We start from the raw sequence: 19906 nt of genomic DNA, 5'->3' as shown, positions 1-19906 counted from the left end.
AATCAGAACGGTAATTGGAGATCAGGTGCAACGCGTTTCAGCTGGACATGGAACACGTCCTTGATGCGTTGCAGCTCGGCCTCGGTATCGGCCTCGAAGCGCAGCACCAACACCGGTGTGGTGTTAGAGGCGCGAACCAGACCCCAGCCTTCGGCATAGTCGACTCTCACGCCGTCAATGGTGGTCAGGTCGGCGCCTTCGCCCCACTGCGCGTCGTGCAGTGCATCAATGATGCTGAATTTGCTCTCTTCGGTCACATGGATATTGATTTCTGGCGTAGAAATATCGTTAGGGAAGGTCGCAAACAACTCTTCCGCAGTGGATTTTTCCTTGCTGAGGATTTCCAGCAGCCGCGCGGCGCTATAAATGCCGTCGTCGAAACCGAACCAGCGTTCCTTGAAGAAGATATGCCCGCTCATTTCACCGGCCAACAGGGCGCCCGTTTGCTTCATTTTCTTTTTGATCAACGAATGACCGGTCTTCCACATTAGCGGTCGACCGCCGTATTCCTTGATCAATGGCGTCAGGCGGCGGGTGCATTTGACGTCGAAGATGATTTCCGCATCCGGGTTGCGCGCCACGACGTCGCGGGCGAACAGCATCAGCAGGCGGTCCGGGAAGACGATGCTGCCGGTGTTGGTCACAACCCCAACACGGTCGCCGTCGCCGTCGAAGGCCAGGCCCAGGTCGGCCTTGGTTTCCTTGACCTTGGCGATCAGGTCGACGAGATTTTCAGGCTTGCCCGGGTCCGGGTGGTGGTTCGGGAAGTTGCCATCGACTTCGCAGAACAGTGGGATGACTTCACAGTTCAGGGCTTCGATCAGTTGCGGGGCGATCACGCCGGCGGCGCCGTTACCGCAATCGACCACCACTTTCAGGCGGCGAGCCAACTTGATGTCCTGGACGATTTCGGTGTTGTAGCGATCGAGGATCTCGACCTTGGTGATGCTGCCCTTGCCGCTGCTCAGGTTGTTGGTCTTGAGGCGTTCGTGCAGGGCCTGGATCTGTTCGTTCGCCAGGGTGTCGCCGGCAATGACGATCTTGAAGCCGTTGTAGTTCGACGGGTTGTGGCTACCGGTAAGCATCACACCGGATTTGCCGGCCAGTACGTTAGCGGCGTAATACAGCGCAGGCGTTGGCACCAGGCCGACATCGCTGACGTGGCAACCGCTGTCGGCCAGGCCCTGGATCAGTTGTTCCACCAGCTGCGGACCGGACAGGCGGCCGTCGCGGCCAACGGAAACGTTTGGTTCGTCCTGAGCCAGGCTCTGGGAGCCGATAGCGCGACCGATCCAATAAGCGGTTTCAGCGGTCAGGGTTTCCGGGACAGTGCCGCGAATGTCGTAAGCGCGGAAAATGCTGTCGGGGAACTTCGGTGCGACTTGGGCTGGGGTGCTCATTTCTGGAAATGCTCCATCTCGAAAGTGGCTGGACCTGCCTGCGCAAAACTCGTCGACAGGCTCAAACTGAAGGGTATGACGGCGTTTTCGGCAGAGAGTTCGTGGTGGGCAAAGGCCATGTCACCAGCGTCCGCGACCGAATGGCCGGTCAATGCCTTGATTTCCGGCGGTAAACGTTCCAGATGAGGTCTAAGCAATTTTTTCGTCCCTGAAACATAAAATGTGGGTTTCAGGCCGGGCAGGGGCCCGGCCTTTCTGTGATCAGTGGCTGCCGGAGTGTCCGAAGCCGCCGGTGCCGCGCTGGGTTTCATCGAACTCTTCGACCAGCTCGAAGTGCGCTTGAACCACGGGCACCAGCACCAGCTGGGCCAGGCGTTCGCCAACCACGATGTTGAAATCGGTCTGGCCACGGTTCCAGCACGACACCATCAGCGGGCCCTGGTAATCGGAGTCGATCAGGCCGACCAGATTGCCCAGCACGATGCCGTGCTTATGGCCCAGGCCTGAGCGCGGCAGAATCAGCGCCGCCAAACCCGGATCGCCGATGTACACCGACAGGCCGGTAGGGATCAGCAGGGTTTCGCCTGGCTTGATGACAGTGTCTTTTTCCAGCATGGCGCGCAGGTCGAGGCCGGCGGAGCCTGGCGTGGCGTACTGCGGCAGCGGGAATTCAGTGCCGATGCGTGGGTCGAGGATCTTGGCTTGTAAAGCGTGCATGCGAATTAAACCTGGTTCAGACGTTCGGCGATAAAAGTGATCAGCTGGCGGGCAATCTTGCCCTTGCTGGTCTGGGCAAAGAGCGTTGCGTGCAAGTCCCGGTCAATCACGCTGCAAGCGTTTTCCTCACTGTTGAAGCCAATGCTCGGGTTGGCGACGTCGTTGGCGACGATCAGATCGAGGTTTTTGTCTTTCAGCTTGCGTGCAGCGTAGTCGAGCAGGTGTTCGGTTTCGGCAGCGAAGCCGACACTGAACGGACGGTCGGGACGGGTGGCGATGGTGGCCAGAATGTCAGGGTTGCGCACCATCTGCAGCAGTAAGCCGTCGCCGTTCGTAGGGTCTTTCTTGAGTTTCTGTGGGGCAACGACTTCGGGGCGGTAGTCGGCGACCGCCGCAGAGGCGATAAACAGGTCGCAGGGGATTGCGGCTTCGCAAGCGGCGAGCATGTCCCGGGCACTGACCACGTCGATTCGCGTCACTCGGTCTGGCGTCGGCAAATGCACGGGGCCGGTGATCAAGGTGACGCGAGCGCCGGCTTCGACAGCCGCTTCGGCCAGTGCGAACCCCATTTTTCCGGAACTGTGATTGGTGATGTAGCGCACCGGATCAATGTTTTCCTGGGTCGGACCGGCAGTGATCAACACGTGTTTGCCGGTCAGTGACTGGTGCTGGAAACAGTCGGCAGCGCAGAGCGCGAGGTCATTGGCTTCGAGCATGCGACCCATGCCGACGTCACCGCAGGCCTGGCTGCCAGAGGCCGGACCGAACACCCGCAGGCCACGGCTTTCGAGCAATTGGGTGTTGGCTTGGGTAGCCGGGTCGCGCCACATGGCCTGGTTCATAGCCGGCGCAATGGCGACGGTGGCGTCGGTGGCCAGCACCAGGGTGGTCAGCAGGTCATCGGCAATACCTTGGGCCAGACGGGCGATAAGGTCTGCGGTGGCGGGGGCGATCAACACCAGGTCGGCCCACTTCGCCAGCTCGATATGGCCCATCGCAGCTTCGGCCGCCGGGTCGAGCAAGTCCATATGGACCGGGTGCCCGGACAGGGCCTGCATGGTCAGCGGAGTGATGAACTCGCTGCCGCCACGGGTCATGACCACGCGCACTTCCGCGCCTTGGTCGAGGAGTCGGCGAACCAGCTCGGCGCTCTTATAGGCGGCGATGCCGCCGCCGACGCCGAGAACAATGCGTTTCCGATACAGCCGCTGCATAGGCCTGCCTTTCCGTTCAGTGATGACTACGTTGCGGTTGCGATGCCCCCCTCCCCAGGTGAAATCGCACGCAAAAAAGATGGGCTAAGATAGCACAGCGACCGCTACGGAACAGCGGCGCCCACTCACACATGGAGGTGCTATGAGCATTCGCGATTGGCCTGCGGCAGAACGCCCGCGGGAAAAACTTCTTGATCAAGGCTCGGCGAGCCTTTCCGATGCCGAGTTGCTGGCAATCTTTCTGCGAACCGGCGTGAGCGGCAAAAGTGCTGTCGACCTTGCGCGACACCTGCTGCTTCAATTTGGCAGTCTGCGGGCACTGATGGAGGCGGATCAGCAGACCTTCAGCCGTCAGTTGGGGCTGGGTCCGGCAAAATTCGCTCAGTTGCAGGCAGTGCTGGAGATGGCCCGGCGTCACTTGGCTGAGAGGTTACGGCGAGAGTCCGTCCTGGACAGCCCGTTAGTCGTACGTGACTACCTCAAAGCGCTGTTGCGTCATGAGCCGCACGAAGTATTTGGCTGCCTGTTTCTGGATGCCAAACATCGTGTGCTGGCATTCGAGGCGCTGTTCAGGGGCTCGATTGACACCACCAGCGTCCATCCTCGCCAGGTGGTCAAACGTGCTCTGGCACACAACGCAGCGGCGCTGATTCTGTGTCACAACCACCCTTCGGGTGTCGCCGAGCCGAGTCAGGCTGATCGTGCACTGACCAAGCGCCTTCAGAAGGCGCTGGATCTGATCGATGTGACAGTGCTTGACCATTTCATCATCGGTGAAGGCGATCCCCTGTCGATGTCCGAGTACGGCTGGATGTAGCCTCCACAACGACTCAGGGCTTGATGCTGACCTTTGAAAAGTCCTGGCGGCCGAATGGGCTGACCTGGTAGCCATGCACCTCCTTGCGCGTCAGGGCGAAGGCGGTCGGGTGCGCCAGGGGCAGCCAGAGCGCCTGTTGCTGGATTTGCGCCTGGGCCTGTTCGTACAGCTTGCTGCGCACACCTTGCTCGCCGGTGGTTTTGCCTGCACTGATCAGCTTGTCCAGCCCTGGGTCGCAGTAGCGGGCGAAATTGGTGCCGGATTTCACCGCTGCGCACGAGAACTGCGGCGTGAGGAAATTATCCGGATCACCGTTGTCGCCAGCCCATCCCATGAACAGCAGATCGTGCTCACCGGCTTTCGCGCGGCGGATCAGCTCGCCCCATTCGATCACCCGAATCTCGGCCTGAATGCCGACTTCGGCCAGATCTGCCTGCAATAGCTGCGCACCCAGGCTTGGGTTCGGGTTGAGCAGGCTGCCTGAGGGGCGGGTCCAGATGGTGGTCTTGAAGCCGTCTTTAAGGCCGGCCGTGGCCAGCAATTGTCGCGCTTTAACAATGTCATGGGAGTAGCCCGGCAGCTCCTTGGCATAGCTCCATGTGTTGGGCGGGTACGGCCCGCCGGCGGGTTCGGCGGTGTCTTCGAAGACGGCTTTGAGGTAGCTGGTTTTATCAAAGGCGAGGTTGATGGCCTGACGTACTTCAGGCTTGTCCAGCGGCGGGTGTTGGCTGTTGATGGCGACGAAAGCGGTCATGAACGCCGGCGTTCTCTCAACTTTCAGTGCCGGCTCCTGACTGGCAGCCTGCACATCCAGCGGTTTAGGCGAAAGGGCAATCTGGCACTCGTTACGCCGCAGCTTTTGCAGGCGCACGTTCGCGTCCGGTGTGATGGCGAATACCAGTGAGTCCACCGAAGGCTTGCCGCCGAAGTAGTCGCGGTTGGCCTTGTAGCGGATTGAAGCGTCTTTCTGGAAGCGTCCGAAAATGAACGGACCGCTGCCGATCGGTTGGCTGTTGAGTTTTTCCGGGGTTCCGGCCTTAAGCAACTGGTCGGCATATTCAGCCGAATAAATCGACGCGAAGCCCATGGTCAGGGTCGCAAGGAATGTCGAGTCTGGGTGATCGAGGGTGAATCGCACGGTCAGCGGGTCGAGCGCGTCGATTTTTTTGATCAGGGCTGGCAATTGCATCGATTGCGCATGCGGGAAGCCGCTCTGAGCGATTTGGTGCCATGGGTTGGCAGGGTCAAGCATCCGGTCGAAGCTGAACTTCACATCCTCTGCAGTCAGGTCGCGGTTCGGGCTGAAGTAATCGGTGTGATGGAATTTCACCTGCGGATGCAGTTTGAAGATGTACGTCAGACCGTCGATGGAAACTTCCCAGCTGTCGGCGAGGCTGGGTACCACTTTGCCGCTGGCGGTATCGAAGTCCACCAGGCGATTCATCAGCACGTCGGCGGAGGCATTGGTGGTGCTCAGCGAGTTGTATTGCACCACGTCGAAACCTTCCGGACTGGCCTCAGTGCAGACGCTCAGGGCGGCGGCATGGGCCAGCGGGCTCAGAAGGGGGGCGAGCAGTAGCGGTAGGGCAGCGAGGCGCATATTCGGTTTCCTTTGCAAATCGAAGGCCCATCTGCGAGTGCAGTCTGGAAAAGGCTTACCCTAGTGGCCTCTTTTGAAAATAACTATCCAATTTTTCAGATTGTCGTTTCTCGGGTTTGTCGTTTATTAAGCGGTAAATTGCCAGATAACCGGTTGCTCTGACGAAATCAGAGCCTTTTTTTCGGAAAAATATGGCCTTTGTCAGCCTTTGATTGGGGTAATTCAGGGCTATTCTTTGTGCTGGAATCGCGTGTGGCGGCAACAAAGCTCAACCTCAGCGACGAGCGGTAACTACCTTCGTCAGCCTTTGGTTTGGGCGTCCGGAGCAAGAAAAACGGCACTTTACGAAAGGTAGATTACATCGCTTGTTGTTGCTATCGGGTCTTTCTGGTATAAAGCAGCGCTCTTTTCTAGGGGCCCGGTTCCTTCGCTTGTAGGTGTAGCCGGTAAGACCCTTAAAGAAACGCGGCGCCTGGCGCCAAATGACTGAGAGATTAAGCGGCCAACCCATGCCGGGTTGGGCATGTGGTTTTAGAGGGCTGAGGCATGTCGAGAGTATGTCAAGTTACCGGTAAGGGTCCGGTGACTGGGAATAACATTTCCCACGCAAATAACAAAACCCGTCGTCGTTTCCTGCCGAACCTGCAGCATCACCGCTTCTGGGTCGAGTCCGAGAAGCGTTTTGTGCGTCTGCGCGTATCTGCCAAAGGCATGCGTATCATCGACAAGCGTGGCATTGATGTCGTGCTTCTCGAAATTCGCCGCAATGGCGCTAAGGTCTAAGGGAGAGAATCATGCGTGAATTGATCCGTTTGGTGTCGAGTGCCGGTACTGGCCACTTCTACACCACCGATAAGAACAAGCGCACCACTCCGGATAAAATCGAAATCAAAAAATTCGATCCGCGGGTTCGCAAGCACGTGATCTACAAAGAAGCCAAAATCAAGTAATTGGTTTTGCTTCTGACAAAAAAACCCGCCTTCTGGCGGGTTTTTTTGTGCCTGGGATTCAGGCCTTCTGTTCAAACACCACATAGATCTTGCGGCAGGGCTCCAGCACTTCCCAGGTGCCTCTGAAGCCTGCGGGGATGACAAAACGATCGCCCACGCGGAGCGTCTTGGCGTTGCCTTCTCTGTCTCGTAGTACGGAAACGCCCTGTACGATTTCGCAGTATTCGTGTTCGGTGTAGTTCACCAGCCACTGACCCACGGCGCCTTCCCACACACCTGCACTCATCTGGCCGCAAGGGCTGTTGTAGTGGTTGTAGATAGTTTGCTCGGGGTCGCCTTTGAGGATTTTTTCCTGGATTGGGCGAAAGCGCTCCGCTTGGGTGCTGGCCTGGTTGAAGTCGACGATGTCCTGGATGCTCATTGTTTTTATTCCCCGTGATTTCGGCGCGAGTGGCTGGAAAGCCCAAAGTCTATGTTTATTAAAATGAACATCGCAAGGCCGTTTGACGGCGTTTTGTCAAATATATTGAAACTTGAGGTGCCGCTGGTTTAGGGTGGCAAGTGCCTTGGGCCGAAGTGTAGGCTGGCCGGGCAGAATTCTTGAGGGTGCCTGCGTAGAACGCGTGGCGCTTGTATTCAATAAGAGGAGGACACTCGTATGACCACCCTGACTCGTGCTGACTGGGAACAACGCGCTCGCGATCTGAAGATCGAAGGCCGTGCTTATATCAATGGCGAATACACCGATGCGGTCTCCAGCGAGACGTTCGAGTGCATCAGCCCGGTCGATGGCCGTCTGCTGGGCAAGATCGCCAGCTGTGACGCCGCCGACGCCCAGCGCGCAGTAGAGAATGCCCGCGCTACGTTCAATTCTGGTGTCTGGTCGCGTCTGGCGCCGAGCAAACGCAAATCCACCATGATTCGCTTTGCCGGCTTGCTGAAAAAGCACGCCGAGGAGCTGGCGCTGCTTGAAACCCTCGACATGGGCAAGCCGATCAGTGACTCCCTGGGTATCGACGTTCCAGGTGCAGCGCAGGCGCTGAGCTGGAGTGGCGAAGCCATCGACAAAATCTACGATGAAGTCGCTGCCACGCCGCACGATCAGCTGGGTCTGGTGACCCGTGAGCCAGTAGGCGTTGTCGCGGCCATCGTGCCGTGGAACTTCCCGTTGATGATGGCCTGCTGGAAGCTCGGCCCGGCGCTGTCCACGGGGAACTCGGTGATTCTCAAGCCGTCCGAAAAATCGCCGCTGACCGCCATTCGCATCGCGGCACTGGCCGTTGAAGCCGGCATCCCGGCTGGCGTGTTGAACGTACTGCCTGGCTACGGTCACACCGTCGGCAAGGCGCTCGCGTTGCACATGGACGTCGACACGCTGGTGTTCACCGGTTCGACCAAGATCGCCAAGCAGTTGCTGATCTACTCCGGCGAATCGAACATGAAGCGCGTTTGGCTCGAAGCCGGCGGCAAGAGCCCGAACATCGTGTTTGCCGATGCTCCAAACCTGCAAGCAGCCGCCGAAGCCGCGGCCGGTGCCATCGCCTTCAACCAGGGCGAAGTTTGCACCGCCGGTTCGCGTCTGCTGGTCGAGCGTTCGATCAAGGACAGCTTCCTGCCATTGGTGATCGAAGCCCTCAAAGGCTGGAAACCTGGTAATCCGCTGGACCCGGCGACCAACGTCGGTGCGCTGGTGGATACTCAGCAGATGAACACCGTGCTGTCCTACATCGAAGCCGGTCACACCGGTGGCGCCAAGCTGGTAGCCGGCGGCAAGCGCATCCTGCAGGAAACCGGCGGCACCTACGTCGAGCCGACGATTTTCGACGGCGTCAGCAACGCGATGAAAATCGCTCAGGAAGAAATCTTTGGTCCGGTGCTGTCGGTCATCGCTTTCGACACCGTGGAAGAAGCCATTCAAATCGCCAACGACACGCCGTATGGCCTGGCTGCAGCGGTGTGGACGGCCAACATTTCCAAGGCTCACCTGACTGCCAAAGCGTTGCGTGCCGGTAGTGTCTGGATCAACCAGTACGATGGCGGCGACATGACCGCACCGTTTGGTGGCTTCAAGCAATCGGGCAACGGCCGTGACAAGTCTTTGCACGCGTTCGACAAGTACACCGAGTTGAAGGCGACCTGGATCAAGTTGTAATACTGGATGCAGGCTCGTTGAGCCTGCATTGATCTATCTCGCAGCCGGGCTTTCCTCAAGGGAAGCCCGGCTGTGTTGCATCAGCTTCTCGAAAACAATAATCCACAGGAGCGTGGAAATGCGTTGGGCGACTTATTTCGCCGTATTGGCGTCTGTCCTGAGTGTCGGCCTGGCACTGGGCGTCAGCATGCCGCTGGTGTCGTTGCGGCTGGAAAGTTGGGGCTATGGTTCGTTCGCCATTGGTGTCATGGCGGCGATGCCGGCGATGGGGGTGCTCCTGGGCGCCAAAATCTCCAGTCGCCTGGCGGCACGTTTCGGTACGGCGGCCTTGATGCGTTTGTGCCTGTGGGCAGGAGCGATCTCAATCGGCCTGGTGGCGTTGTTGCCGAGCTACCCGATCTGGCTGGTGCTGCGCCTGATGATCGGGGTCATCCTGACGATTGTTTTCATCCTCGGCGAAAGCTGGATCAACCAGTTGGTCGTGGAGCAATGGCGCGGACGGTTGGTGGCGCTGTACGGCAGCAGTTATGCCCTGAGCCAACTGTCTGGGCCGTTGCTGCTGGGGGCTCTGGGAACCGAAAGTGATTTTGGTTTCTGGGTCGGCGTTGGTCTGTTGGTGGTCTCGCCGCTCCTATTGCTGGGCCGCAGTGGAGCGCCAACCAGCGAAGCGCTCAGCGTGACGTTGAGCGACTTGTTGGGCTTTTGTCGTGGTTTGCCGGCGATTGCCTGGGCGGTGGCGCTGTTTGCCGCGTTTGAAGCGATGATCCTGACATTGCTGCCGGTCTATTGCTTGCGCCAGGGCTTCACCGCAGAAATTGCCTTGGCGATGGTCAGCACCGTGGTGGTCGGCGATGCCTTGCTGCAGCTGCCGATTGGCGCGCTGGCGGATCGGCTGTCGCGTCGTACGCTGTTTACCGGTTGCGCAATGGTCTTGCTGCTGTCGAGCCTGGCGATTGCGCTGCTGATCGACACGTTGCTGATCTGGCCGCTATGGGTGCTGTTCGGTGCCAGTGCCGGTGGGTTGTTTACCTTGTCGTTGATTCTGATCGGCGAGCGCTACCGTGATGATGCTCTGGTCCGCGCCAACGCCCACATCGCACAGCTGTGGGGCATTGGTTGCCTGATCGGGCCGCTGACGGCAGGGGCGGGTGGCCAATGGATCAGCGGGCATGCCTTGCCGCTGTTGATGGCGGCCGGTGCTTTTGGATTGGTGATTATTGTGTCGCGGCAGGGAGCTTTCGGTACGGTGACCGAGGCGATTTAAAGCATCCGCTCAAGGCCAACGGTGGTGCTGAGCCAGGCGGTGAAGTGCCGCCACCAGCTCCCGGGTTCACGGGTCAGGGTATGCAGTTGCTGGTTGTCTTCAGTGACCCAGACCACTTGGCCATTCTCCAGCCAGGCCTGATAACTCAGGGCCGGCGCCATACCTTGCAGGGCCAGCGCGCAGACATGTTCGGCCAGTTCAGGGCTGTCGACCATCACGCCGACTTCGGTGTTCCACAGTACCGAGCGCGGGTCGAAATTGAACGAGCCGATGAAGGACTTCTGTCGGTCGAAGATCATCGCTTTGCTGTGCAGGCTGGAGTCAGAACCGCGGTACGAGCCGCTTTGGAGTAGATGTGGCGCGCTGCCGCCACCCTCTCCAGGTTGGCGCCGCAGTTCGAACAGCTGCACGCCATGTTCCAGCAAGGCTTTGCGATAGGGTGCGTAACCGCCATGTACCGCTGGCACATCGGTGGCTTCCAGTGAGTTGGTCAGTAAGCTCACCGAGACGCCAGCGTCAGCGCGCCCGGTCAGATACACCAACCCCGGCTGACCAGGAACGAAGTAGGCCGAGATCATGATCAGTTCTTTGCTGACGCCCTGGAGCTCCGGGGCCAGTTGGGTGGTTAGCAGCAACTGTGGGTCTGGCTCGCCTTTGGCCAGGACCTTGCTCGGCGCATCCCACAGCGCCTGATTCCAGGCCCAGATTAACTCTTTGCGCCAGATATCCATGCGTGGTTTGGTCCGATAAGTCATCAGTCGCTGATACAGCGTTTGGTTCTGTTGCTGGGCTTCGACCAGGGATTCTTCCAGTCGCAGTCGGGTGTTGGCCAGGTCCTTGGCCGACGGTTTGCTCGAGAGAAACTCATCAATCGGTTTGCTCAGAGCACTGTTCCAGTATTGGTCGAAGCTGTGCCCGAGCTGCTCGGCGACCGGGCCGACACTGAGCATGTCGATATCGGTGAAATTCAGATTAGGTTCGGCATCGAAATACTCGTCGCCTAAATTGCGCCCTCCGACGATGGCCACGCTGTTGTCCGCCAGCCACAACTTGTTGTGCATGCGCCGGTGTTGCTGCGACAGGTTGAACAACCGGCCCATGGTCCGGGTCACACCGGTACTGCGCCCAAGGTGCAGCGGGTTGAACAGACGAATCTGGATGTGTGGGTGGGCGGCGAGGGTGGCGATGATCTGATCCAGGCCATCGCTGGTGGTGTCATCCAGCAGGATGCGCACGCGCACACCGCGATCAGCCGCCTTGAGCAGCTCTTCCGCCAGCATCCGCGTACTAAGGCCGTCATGGACGATGTAGTACTGCAAGTCGAGGCTGCTCTGGGCATTGCGGATCAGCTCGGCGCGGGCCATGAAGGCTTCGCCGCTGTTGGATAGCAAACGGAAACCGGACTGACCCTGGTAGGGCGCCGCTTGGGCCTGGATCGAACGGCCGAACGCTGAGTTCGCCGCAGGCAAGGCCTGACTGGGCTCGCGCGGCACGTCGAACGTGGCGCAACCGCCCAAGGTCAGGACGAACAGCAGAAGAAAGGGCAGTGCTCGTCTGGATCTCAAGTCGGATCGTCCCGATTGGCGGCGGTTGTCGTCATATGGACGCTGGCTTGCGGTTAAAGGTTAGTCAATGGCGCTATCAGATTCGGCCAGCAGTTTGATCGCTGCAGCCCCGACCTTGCGCACAGCCTCTTCAATCTGTGCCGTCGGCTTGGCGGCGTAGTTCATCCGCAGGCAATTGCGGTATTTGCCTGATGCCGAAAAGATACTGCCGACGGCAATCTGTACGCCTTGTTCGAGCAAGACGCGATTCAGTTTCAAGGTGTCGAAGCCGTCGGGCAGTTCGACCCACAGCATGAAGCTGCCTTGTGGGCGGCTGGCGCGGGTGCCGGCAGGGAAATAACGGCTGACCCAGTCGATCATCAAGTCGCGGTTACGCTGGTATTGAGTGCGCATGCGCCGCAAATGCGGCTCGAAATGCCCGGCTTTGAGAAATTCGGCAATGGCGATCTGTGGCTGCGGCGCTGTGGAGCCGGTACTGATGTATTTCATGTGCAGCACCCGCTCCAGGTAACGACCCGGCGCTACCCAACCAATGCGCAGGCCCGGCGCGAGGGTCTTGGAAAACGAACTACAGAGCAGGACGCGACCGTCTTCGTCGAAAGATTTGATGGTGCGTGGGCGCGGGTAGGTGTAGGCCAATTCGCCATACACATCGTCCTCGATGATTGCTACGTCGAAGCGCTGGGCCAGGGTCAGCAAGGCCCGCTTGCGCGACTCCGGCATGATATAGCCCAGCGGATTGTTGCAGTTGGGGGTCAACTGTATGGCCTTGATCGGCCATTGCTCCAACGCCAGCTCAAGGGCCTCGAGGCTGATCCCGGTGAGCGGATCGGTAGGGATTTCCAAGGCTTTCATGCCCAGGCCCTTGAGGGTTTGCATGGCGCCGTGAAAGCTCGGCGAGTCCACGGCGACGATGTCGCCTTGCTCGCAAGTGGCGCGAATGCTGGTGGACAGCGCCTCATGGCAGCCGGTGGTGATCACCAGATCGCTGGCACCTAGCTGGCAACCGGAGTCGAGCAACAATCGAGCAAGCTGTTCACGCAACTCCAAGGTGCCGTAGATGTTGTCGTAATACAGACCGGGCATGTCCTGCCGGCGGCTGATCCGGGCCAGGCCACGTAGCAGCGGCTTCATGGTCGGCGTTGTGATGTCCGGCATGCCGCGGCCCAATTGGACGACGTCCTTGCGCGGCACGGCGCGGATCAATTCGAGTACCTGATCCCACTGGGAAATTTCCACCGGTCGCTGGGCAGGGCGCCCGACTGCGGGCAGCGCCGGTAACTCGCGGCCGACCGGGACGAAGTAGCCTGATTTGGGTTTCGGCGTGGCCAGCCCACTGTCTTCCAGCATCCGATACGCCTGCTGCACGGTGCTCAAGCTGACCCCGTGCTCGACGCTCAATGCCCGCACTGAAGGCAACCGATCACCAGGGCGATAGAAGCCTTGTTCGATACGCGTGCCGAGCAGTTCGGCGAGATTGACGTAAAGGGTCATGGCGGGGCCTCGATAGGATCGATTCGGATAACCAGTACAGATGGGGCAAAAATACAGGATTCAGTGCTGCAATTGGAAATTCTGTATGGGGATAATACAGCCATTTTGAATCTGTAATGGTTTTTGGCACCCGCGCATCATGTCTGCTCATGGCTACCCAAGTAAACAGGAGCAGAAAAAATGAACGGCTTGAGCGATGTGCGGCTCACATTACACAGTCAGGAGCTAGTGGCAGGGCAGGAGAAAGGGTCACGTGCGGCGACTATGCGCAACGCCCCATCCGGCCTGGGCCGTTGGGGCTTGTTCTGGCATCGCCTGCGCACCCGCAAAGCCCTGCTCGATCTGACGACCGAGCAGTTGCGCGATATAGGCTTGAGCCGGGAACAGGCGCGGGAGGAGGGGGTGAAACCGTTCTGGCGGATTTGAGTGCTGTGGTGCTCTTTCGATCCATTCGCGGGCAAGTCGGATCGCCGCACCGCCGCTCCCACATTTGATCTCTGTTGTTCACAAGAGGTGTGTTCACAGATGATCCCTTGTGGGAGCGGGCTTGCCCGCGAAGGCGACGGCACGGTCGCCGAAAGTCTTTCAGACCAACTCCTTCAGCCGATGCCACAGCATCCCCAACGCCAGCAGCGGCGAACGCAGGTATTTGCCGCCGGGGAAGGTGATGTGCGGCACCTTTGCGAACAGATCGAAGCCGCCGCTCTGCTGACCGCTGATGGCTTCGGCGAGCAGCTTGCCAGCCAGGTGCGTGGCGTTCACGCCGTGACCTGAGTAGGCCTGGGCGTAATACACATTCAGCTGGTCCTTGAGCCGGCCGATCTGTGGCAAGCGGTTAGCACCGATGCCGATCATCCCGCCCCATTGATAATCGATCTTCACCCCGGCCAGTTGCGGGAACACTTCCAGCATCTTCGGCCGCATATAACCGGCGATGTCCTGCGGGTCGCGCCCGGAATAGTGACAAGCGCCGCCGAACAACAAGCGCCGGTCCGCCGAGAGACGGTAGTAATCCAGCGCTACCCGTTGATCGCAGACCGCCATGTTCTGTGGCAACAACGCATGGGCCTGGGCCTCGCTCAAAGGTTCGGTGGCGATGATATAGCTGCCGGCCGGCAGTACTTTACCGCTGAGTTCAGGGTTGAGTCCGTTGAGGTAGGCGTTACAGCCCAGCACTAGCGTCTTGGCCCGAACTGAACCCTGCGCGGTGTGTACATGGACTTCAGGGCCGTAATCAATGCGGGTGACAGCCGATTGCTCGAATAGCTTCACGCCCAGTTGCTGTGCGGCGAGGGCTTCGCCCAGCACCAGATTCAACGGATGCAAATGCCCCGAGCCCATATCGATCAAGCCGCCGACATAACGGTCGGAGCCCACCACGGTGTGCATTTCATGGGCTTGCAGCAGGCGGGTTTCGTAGCGATATCCGAGGCTGCGCAGTTCTTCGGCGTCCTCGGCGAATCCTTCAAGATCGCGGGGTTTGTTGGCGAGATCGCAATAACCCCAGGTCAGGTCGCACGGGATCTGAAAACGCTCGACTCGCTGACGGACGATCTCTACCGCTTCCAGGCCCATCTGTTTCATCTGGCGCACGCCGTCCGCGCCGATCACGTTGGCGAACTGATCGAGGCCATGGCCGACACCGCGAATCAGTTGCCCACCGTTGCGCCCGCTGGCGCCCCAGCCGATTTTGCGTGCTTCCAGCAGCACCACGCTGAGGCCGCATTCGGCCAGCTCGATCGCCGTGTTCAAGCCTGAGAAACCGCCACCGACCACACAGACGTCAGCCTGCAACTCGCCTGTGAGCACCGGGTGGTCGGGCTGCGGCAGGCTGCTGGCGGCGTAGTAAGAAGCGGTGTGCTGGTTGCTCGGGACAGGTTGCTGAGCACGGGCGTTCATGTGCGTAATCCTGATTATTGTGTTTTGAAAACTTTACGGAGCATAAGCCGGACCTTTCCGGCGCGGCAACACTGGTCGGCTGGCGCTGTCTGGAACGTGGCTTTTAAGGCAGAATCCCACTCCATACACTTTCCCGGTAACCGCTTCGATGAGCTGCAACAGCCAGAAAATTCGCACGCTCCGGCAGCAGATCCCCTCGTTCGAGTGTGTACCCGGCTGCCATGACTGCTGTGGTCCGGTGACCACTTCGACCGAAGAAATGTCCCGTTTACCGCGCAAGACGGCGGCTGAGCAAGAAGCGGCGATGGACGAGTTGAACTGCGTACACTTGGGGCCTAATGGTTGCACGGTGTACGACGAGCGTCCGTTGATCTGTCGTCTATTCGGCACCACGCCGACCTTACCGTGCCCCAACGGTCGACGCCCGGTGGAGATGATTCATCCGCGTGTCGAAAAGCAGATTCATGAGTACATGGCCAGCACGCGGCAAGTGTTGGTCTAGAAAACGCTGCAGTACCTGTGGGAGTGGGCTTGCCCGCGAAGAACGATAACGCGGTTTGTCTGAAGCACCGCGGCGGTTTCTTCGCGGGCAAGCCCGCTCCCACAGGGTTTTCCCACACAATCCTTGCTGGCGATCTCAATCCGGAATCGGCAGATTCAAACTCTCTTTCACCTCTTCCATCACGATATAGCTCTTGGACTCCCGTACATGGGGCAGCTTGAGCAGGATGTCGCCCAGCAGTTTGCGGTACGAGGCCATCTCGGAAATCCGCGCTTTCACCAGGTAATCGAAGTCGCCGGACACCAGATGGCACTCCAGCACATGGGGTAGCTTCAGCACGGCGCGTCGGAACTCTTCGAAGGTATCGCCGGATTTGTAGTCGAGGCTGATCTCGACGAACACCAGCAGGTTGGCCTTCAATTGCTGGGGGTTGAGCCGGGCGTTGTAGCCCATGATGATCCCTTCGCGCTCCAGACGACGTACCCGCTCGGTGCAGGGCGTGGTCGACAGGCCGACCTTTTCCCCCAGCTCGGTGAAGGAAATACGCCCGTCCGCCTGCAGGATGCGCAAGATGTTGCGGTCGATCTTGTCCAGCTCACGTTTGGTCTGGGTGTTGGTACGCATAGGGGATGCGCCTCCGTGAAAAGGGTTTTTGCCGAGAATTGTCGCCAAATATAGGCACTTATATAGTGAAAAGCACTGGCAAATGTTTTTTACACTGCGCACAACTTCGCACTGAACAACAAACGTCAGCGGTAAGCCGCGATGAGGGATATGAAAATGCGCGTTCTGGTCTTGGGTAGCGGCGTCATCGGTACCGCCAGTGCTTACTACCTGGCTCGGGCCGGGTTTGAAGTGGTTGTGGTCGACCGTCAGCCGGCCGCCGCCATGGAAACCAGCTTCGCCAACGCAGGCCAGGTCTCACCGGGTTATGCCTCGCCGTGGGCTGCGCCGGGTGTTCCGCTCAAGGCCATCAAGTGGCTGTTGCAGCGCCACGCGCCGCTGGCGATCAAGGCCACCGCCGACATCGACCAATACCTGTGGATGGCGCAGATGCTGCGCAACTGTACCGCCAGCCGCTACGCAGTGAACAAAGAGCGCATGGTTCGCCTGTCCGAGTACAGCCGTGACTGCCTCGACGAACTGCGTGCCGAAACCGGCATTGCCTACGAAGGCCGTAGCCTGGGGACGACCCAGCTGTTCCGCACTCAAGCGCAACTCGACGGTGCGGCGAAAGACATCTCGGTACTCAAAGAGTCGGGCGTACCTTTTGAACTGCTCGACCGCGCCGGCATTGCCCGCGTCGAACCTGCGCTGGCCAGTGTCACCGACATCCTCGCCGGCGCCTTGCGCCTGCCGAACGACCAAACTGGCGATTGCCAGATGTTCACCACCCGCCTGGCCGAAATGGCTGTGAAACTGGGTGTTGAATTCCGCTACGGTCAGGACATTCAGCGCCTCGACTACGCCGGTGAGCGCGTCAATGGCGTGTGGATCGACGGCAAGCTGGAAACCGCTGACCGCTACGTGATGGCGCTCGGCAGCTACTCGCCGCAGTTGCTCAAGCCGCTGGGCATCAAGGCGCCGGTGTACCCGCTCAAGGGTTACTCCTTGACCGTACCGATCACCAACCCGGCGATGGCTCCGACTTCGACTATTCTCGACGAGACCTATAAGGTCGCGATCACCCGTTTCGACAACCGCATTCGTGTCGGTGGTATGGCCGAAATCGCCGGTTTTGACCTGTCGCTCAATCCACGTCGGCGCGAAACCCTGGAGATGATCGTCAACGACCTCTATCCTCAGGGCGGCGATCTGGCCAAGGCCAGTTTTTGGACCGGCCTGCGTCCGACGACGCCGGACGGCACACCGATTGTCGGTGCCACGCCGTTCCGCAATCTGTTTTTGAATACGGGTCACGGCACGCTCGGCTGGACCATGGCCTGTGGCTCTGGTCGCTTGCTGGCTGACCTGATGGCGAAGAAAACGCCGCAGATCAGCGCCGAAGGCCTCGATATTTCTCGTTACGGTAGTAATCCCAAGGAGTCAGCTAAACATGTCAATCCAGCGCCAGCTCACCAATGAGCGCATGAGCCAGATCGTTGTTCATGGCAGTACCGTCTATCTGGCAGGGCAAGTCGGCGACGATATGAACGCCGGGATTGAACAGCAGACCCGTGAAACCCTCGCCAATATCGAGCGTTTGCTGGATCTGGCCGGTACCGACAAGAACCGTTTGCTGTCGGTGACGATCTACCTGAAAGACATCGATGCTGATTTCGCTGGTATGAACGCCGTCTGGGACAAGTGGCTGCCAAAAGGCGTTGCACCTGCCCGTGCAACCGTCGAAGCCAAACTGTGCGAGCCGGAAATTCTGGTTGAGCTGTCCGTTGTGGCCGCTCTGCCTTAAGTAAGGCCTTATGTAACAACGATCCCTCTCCCGGTGCTGTTGGTGGTTCACGCTGTCAGCCAGCGCCGGTTTTTTCTTCCCTCAAGACCGCCTAGAAGTCTGCCGCCATGCGTCCTGCCCGTGCCCTGATTGATCTTCAAGCCCTGCGTCACAACTACCAACTGGCCCGCGAAGTGTCGGGAGCCAAGGCTCTCGCCGTGATCAAGGCCGATGCTTATGGCCATGGCGCGGTGCGTTGCGCTCAGGCTCTGGAAGCTGAGGCCGACGGCTTTGCCGTAGCCTGCATCGAAGAAGCGCTGGAGCTGCGTGCGGCCGGTATTCGTGCACCGGTGCTGTTGCTCGAAGGCTTCTTCGAAGCCGATGAACTGTCGCTGATCGTCGAGCATGATTTCTGGTGTGTGGTGCATTCACTGTGGCAGCTCGAGGCGATCGAGAAGGCTGCACTGACCAAGCCACTGACCGTCTGGCTCAAGCTCGACTCGGGCATGCACCGCGTCGGTCTGCATCCGGCGGACTATCAGGCGGCTTATCAACGACTGTTGGCCAGCGGCAAAGTGGCGAAGATCGTTCTGATGAGCCACTTCGCCCGCGCTGACGAGCTCGGTTGCACCCGCAGTACCGAGCAGGTCGCGATTTTCGAAGCAGCTCGCCAGGGGTTGTCGGCTCAGGTCAGCCTGCGCAACTCGCCGGCCGTTCTCGGTTGGCCGAGCATTCCCAGTGATTGGGTGCGTCCGGGCATCATGCTTTACGGCGCGACACCGTTCGAAGAAGCCAACCCGCTGGCCGCGCGTCTGCAGCCGGTGATGACCCTGGAATCGAAAGTGATCTGCGTGCGTGAACTGCCAGCCGGCGAGCCGGTGGGCTACGGCGCGAAGTTCATCACCCAGAAGCCGATGCGTATCGGCGTGGTTGCCATGGGCTATGCCGATGGCTATCCGCGTCAGGCGCCAACCGGCACGCCGGTCCTGGTTGCTGGTCAGCGCAGTCAACTGCTCGGGCGGGTATCGATGGACATGCTGTGCATCGATCTGACCGATGTGCCGCAGGCCGGTCTTGGTTCGACCGTCGAGTTGTGGGGCAAAAACATCCTCGCAAGCGACGTGGCGATGGCCGCCGACACCATTCCTTATCAGATTTTCTGCAACCTGCGCCGCGTGCCACTGCTCTATTCCGGGAGCTAATGGGCACCATGCCCTACCGGAAGTCGCCTTCCTGAACAGGATTCAGGCCCAAGTGTTGTAAATACTGAACGCTGTCGCCATGATAACGCTCAATATCCATACAACCTGAATCCTGGGAGGCTAATGCATTGGACGTCGGTGAACGACTGCAATCCATCCGTAAACTGAAAGGTCTTTCCCAGCGTGAACTCGCCAAGCGTGCGGGCGTCACCAACAGCACCATTTCGATGATCGAGAAAAACAGCGTCAGCCCCTCGATCAGTTCGCTGAGGAAGGTTCTTGGCGGTATCCCCATGTCTATGGTCGAGTTCTTTTCCGAAGAAATCCTCGAGGAAAAACCGACTCAGATTGTCTACAAAGCCCATGAGCTGATCGACATTTCTGATGGCGCAGTGACCATGAAGCTGGTTGGCAGGGCTCATCCGAGCCGGGCGATCGCTTTTCTCAACGAGATTTACCCGCCAGGCGCCGATACCGGCGGCGAAATGCTCACCCACGAGGGTGAGGAGACCGGGATTCTCCTGGAAGGTCGACTGGAGTTGGTAGTCGGGCAAGAGACATTCGTGCTCGAAGCTGGTGACAGCTACTATTTCGAAAGCACCAAGCCACACCGTTTCCGTAATCCGTTCGACGCGCCAGCGCGACTAATCAGCGCAGCCACGCCAGCGAACTTCTAAGAAAAAAGGCGCCCTGCAGGACTTTCAGCGGCGCCCTGGTTAGTTTCCCCTCACGACTAATACC

The 19906-nt window shown here is 59.3% G+C and carries 20 protein-coding genes and 1 pseudogene; 11 read left to right on the top strand and 10 right to left on the bottom strand.

Going from position 1 to position 19906, the window contains the following annotated elements; translation table 11 throughout:
* Positions 1-2: 2 nt before the first annotated feature.
* The 4 genes and pseudogenes from ACN1C3_RS01275 to coaBC all read right to left on the bottom strand — a co-directional run.
* Positions 3-1406, bottom strand: a pseudogene (locus tag ACN1C3_RS01275) (phosphomannomutase/phosphoglucomutase); the annotation flags it as partial.
* On the bottom strand, positions 1397-1597 hold the full coding sequence (locus ACN1C3_RS01270) for a hypothetical protein (RefSeq protein ID WP_419113969.1): 201 nt from the start codon (positions 1595-1597) through the stop codon (positions 1397-1399). The pseudogene ACN1C3_RS01275 and the gene ACN1C3_RS01270, both read right to left, overlap by 10 nt.
* Before the next feature lie 64 nt (positions 1598-1661).
* Positions 1662-2117, bottom strand: coding sequence for a dUTP diphosphatase (gene dut / locus ACN1C3_RS01265; protein WP_419113968.1), 456 nt, complete (start codon positions 2115-2117; stop codon positions 1662-1664).
* A gap of 5 nt (positions 2118-2122) precedes the next feature.
* The gene (coaBC, locus tag ACN1C3_RS01260; protein WP_419113967.1) at positions 2123-3331 is read right to left on the bottom strand and encodes a bifunctional phosphopantothenoylcysteine decarboxylase/phosphopantothenate--cysteine ligase CoaBC; all 1209 of its coding nucleotides are present in this window, start codon (positions 3329-3331) and stop codon (positions 2123-2125) included.
* Between the two features lie 142 nt (positions 3332-3473).
* Between coaBC and radC the strand changes: the two genes are divergently transcribed.
* Positions 3474-4148: a RadC family protein gene (radC, locus tag ACN1C3_RS01255; RefSeq protein ID WP_419113966.1), complete on the top strand. Its 675-nt coding sequence runs from the start codon at positions 3474-3476 to the stop codon at positions 4146-4148.
* Between the two features lie 13 nt (positions 4149-4161).
* Here radC and ACN1C3_RS01250 read toward each other — a convergent pair whose 3' ends face one another.
* On the bottom strand, positions 4162-5748 hold the full coding sequence (locus tag ACN1C3_RS01250) for an ABC transporter substrate-binding protein (protein WP_419113965.1): 1587 nt from the start codon (positions 5746-5748) through the stop codon (positions 4162-4164).
* 546 nt (positions 5749-6294) lie between these two features.
* On the opposite strand from ACN1C3_RS01250, the gene rpmB reads away from it, so the two are divergent.
* Together rpmB and rpmG are read left to right on the top strand one after the other, a co-directional pair.
* Complete coding sequence (gene rpmB, locus ACN1C3_RS01245; RefSeq protein WP_163944889.1) at positions 6295-6531, top strand: 50S ribosomal protein L28; 237 nt, start codon at positions 6295-6297, stop codon at positions 6529-6531.
* 11 nt (positions 6532-6542) lie between these two features.
* Positions 6543-6698, top strand: coding sequence for a 50S ribosomal protein L33 (gene rpmG / locus ACN1C3_RS01240; RefSeq protein WP_003437824.1), 156 nt, complete (start codon positions 6543-6545; stop codon positions 6696-6698).
* A gap of 58 nt (positions 6699-6756) precedes the next feature.
* Here the strand turns inward: rpmG and ACN1C3_RS01235 are convergent, their stop codons facing one another.
* Positions 6757-7119: a cupin domain-containing protein gene (locus ACN1C3_RS01235; RefSeq protein WP_419113964.1), complete on the bottom strand. Its 363-nt coding sequence runs from the start codon at positions 7117-7119 to the stop codon at positions 6757-6759.
* Between the two features lie 237 nt (positions 7120-7356).
* Here ACN1C3_RS01235 and ACN1C3_RS01230 point away from each other — a divergent pair, with 237 nt between their 5' ends.
* Together ACN1C3_RS01230 and ACN1C3_RS01225 are read left to right on the top strand one after the other, a co-directional pair.
* Entirely contained in the window at positions 7357-8850 is a 1494-nt protein-coding gene (locus ACN1C3_RS01230; RefSeq protein ID WP_419113963.1) for an aldehyde dehydrogenase, read from the top strand.
* A gap of 118 nt (positions 8851-8968) precedes the next feature.
* Complete coding sequence (locus tag ACN1C3_RS01225) at positions 8969-10114, top strand: MFS transporter (protein WP_419113962.1); 1146 nt, start codon at positions 8969-8971, stop codon at positions 10112-10114.
* Here ACN1C3_RS01225 and ACN1C3_RS01220 read toward each other — a convergent pair.
* Positions 10111-11679 carry a phospholipase D family protein gene (locus tag ACN1C3_RS01220; protein ID WP_419113961.1) on the bottom strand — a complete coding sequence of 523 codons (1569 nt, stop codon included), beginning with the start codon at positions 11677-11679 and terminating at the stop codon, positions 10111-10113. The two genes, ACN1C3_RS01225 and ACN1C3_RS01220, sit on opposite strands and share 4 nt — an antisense overlap.
* A 60-nt stretch (positions 11680-11739) precedes the next feature.
* The gene (locus ACN1C3_RS01215; RefSeq protein WP_419113960.1) at positions 11740-13173 is read right to left on the bottom strand and encodes a PLP-dependent aminotransferase family protein; all 1434 of its coding nucleotides are present in this window, start codon (positions 13171-13173) and stop codon (positions 11740-11742) included.
* 180 nt (positions 13174-13353) lie between these two features.
* On the opposite strand from ACN1C3_RS01215, the gene ACN1C3_RS01210 reads away from it, so the two are divergent.
* Entirely contained in the window at positions 13354-13599 is a 246-nt protein-coding gene (locus tag ACN1C3_RS01210) for a DUF1127 domain-containing protein (RefSeq protein WP_419113959.1), read from the top strand.
* A 159-nt stretch (positions 13600-13758) separates the two neighbouring features.
* Here ACN1C3_RS01210 and ACN1C3_RS01205 read toward each other — a convergent pair whose 3' ends face one another.
* Positions 13759-15072: an NAD(P)/FAD-dependent oxidoreductase gene (locus ACN1C3_RS01205; protein WP_419113958.1), complete on the bottom strand. Its 1314-nt coding sequence runs from the start codon at positions 15070-15072 to the stop codon at positions 13759-13761.
* Between the two features lie 148 nt (positions 15073-15220).
* On the opposite strand from ACN1C3_RS01205, the gene ACN1C3_RS01200 reads away from it, so the two are divergent.
* Positions 15221-15574: a YkgJ family cysteine cluster protein gene (locus tag ACN1C3_RS01200; RefSeq protein WP_419113957.1), complete on the top strand. Its 354-nt coding sequence runs from the start codon at positions 15221-15223 to the stop codon at positions 15572-15574.
* 135 nt (positions 15575-15709) lie between these two features.
* On the opposite strand, the gene ACN1C3_RS01195 is transcribed toward ACN1C3_RS01200, so the two are convergent.
* Entirely contained in the window at positions 15710-16198 is a 489-nt protein-coding gene (locus tag ACN1C3_RS01195) for an Lrp/AsnC ligand binding domain-containing protein (protein WP_419113956.1), read from the bottom strand.
* 156 nt (positions 16199-16354) lie between these two features.
* Here ACN1C3_RS01195 and dadA point away from each other — a divergent pair, with 156 nt between their 5' ends.
* From dadA to ACN1C3_RS01175, 4 genes are all read left to right on the top strand, one after another.
* Positions 16355-17659: a D-amino acid dehydrogenase gene (gene dadA, locus ACN1C3_RS01190; protein WP_419113955.1), complete on the top strand. Its 1305-nt coding sequence runs from the start codon at positions 16355-16357 to the stop codon at positions 17657-17659.
* Positions 17631-17984: a RidA family protein gene (locus ACN1C3_RS01185; protein WP_419113954.1), complete on the top strand. Its 354-nt coding sequence runs from the start codon at positions 17631-17633 to the stop codon at positions 17982-17984. Before dadA ends, ACN1C3_RS01185 begins: the two co-directional genes overlap by 29 nt.
* A gap of 107 nt (positions 17985-18091) precedes the next feature.
* The gene (gene alr, locus ACN1C3_RS01180) at positions 18092-19165 is read left to right on the top strand and encodes an alanine racemase (RefSeq protein ID WP_419113953.1); all 1074 of its coding nucleotides are present in this window, start codon (positions 18092-18094) and stop codon (positions 19163-19165) included.
* Positions 19166-19293: 128 nt separating this feature from the next.
* Positions 19294-19842 (top strand): cupin domain-containing protein, encoded by a 549-nt coding sequence (locus ACN1C3_RS01175; protein WP_419113952.1) that lies wholly within the window; start codon positions 19294-19296, stop codon positions 19840-19842.
* Positions 19843-19906: the final 64 nt, after the last annotated feature.

Origin of the sequence: Pseudomonas sp. H11T01, from assembly GCF_048515765.1 — a bacterium.
Lineage (GTDB): Bacteria > Pseudomonadota > Gammaproteobacteria > Pseudomonadales > Pseudomonadaceae > Aquipseudomonas.
The sequence above is the reverse complement of the archived record's forward strand: the minus strand, read 5'-3'. Positions and strand labels throughout refer to the sequence as shown.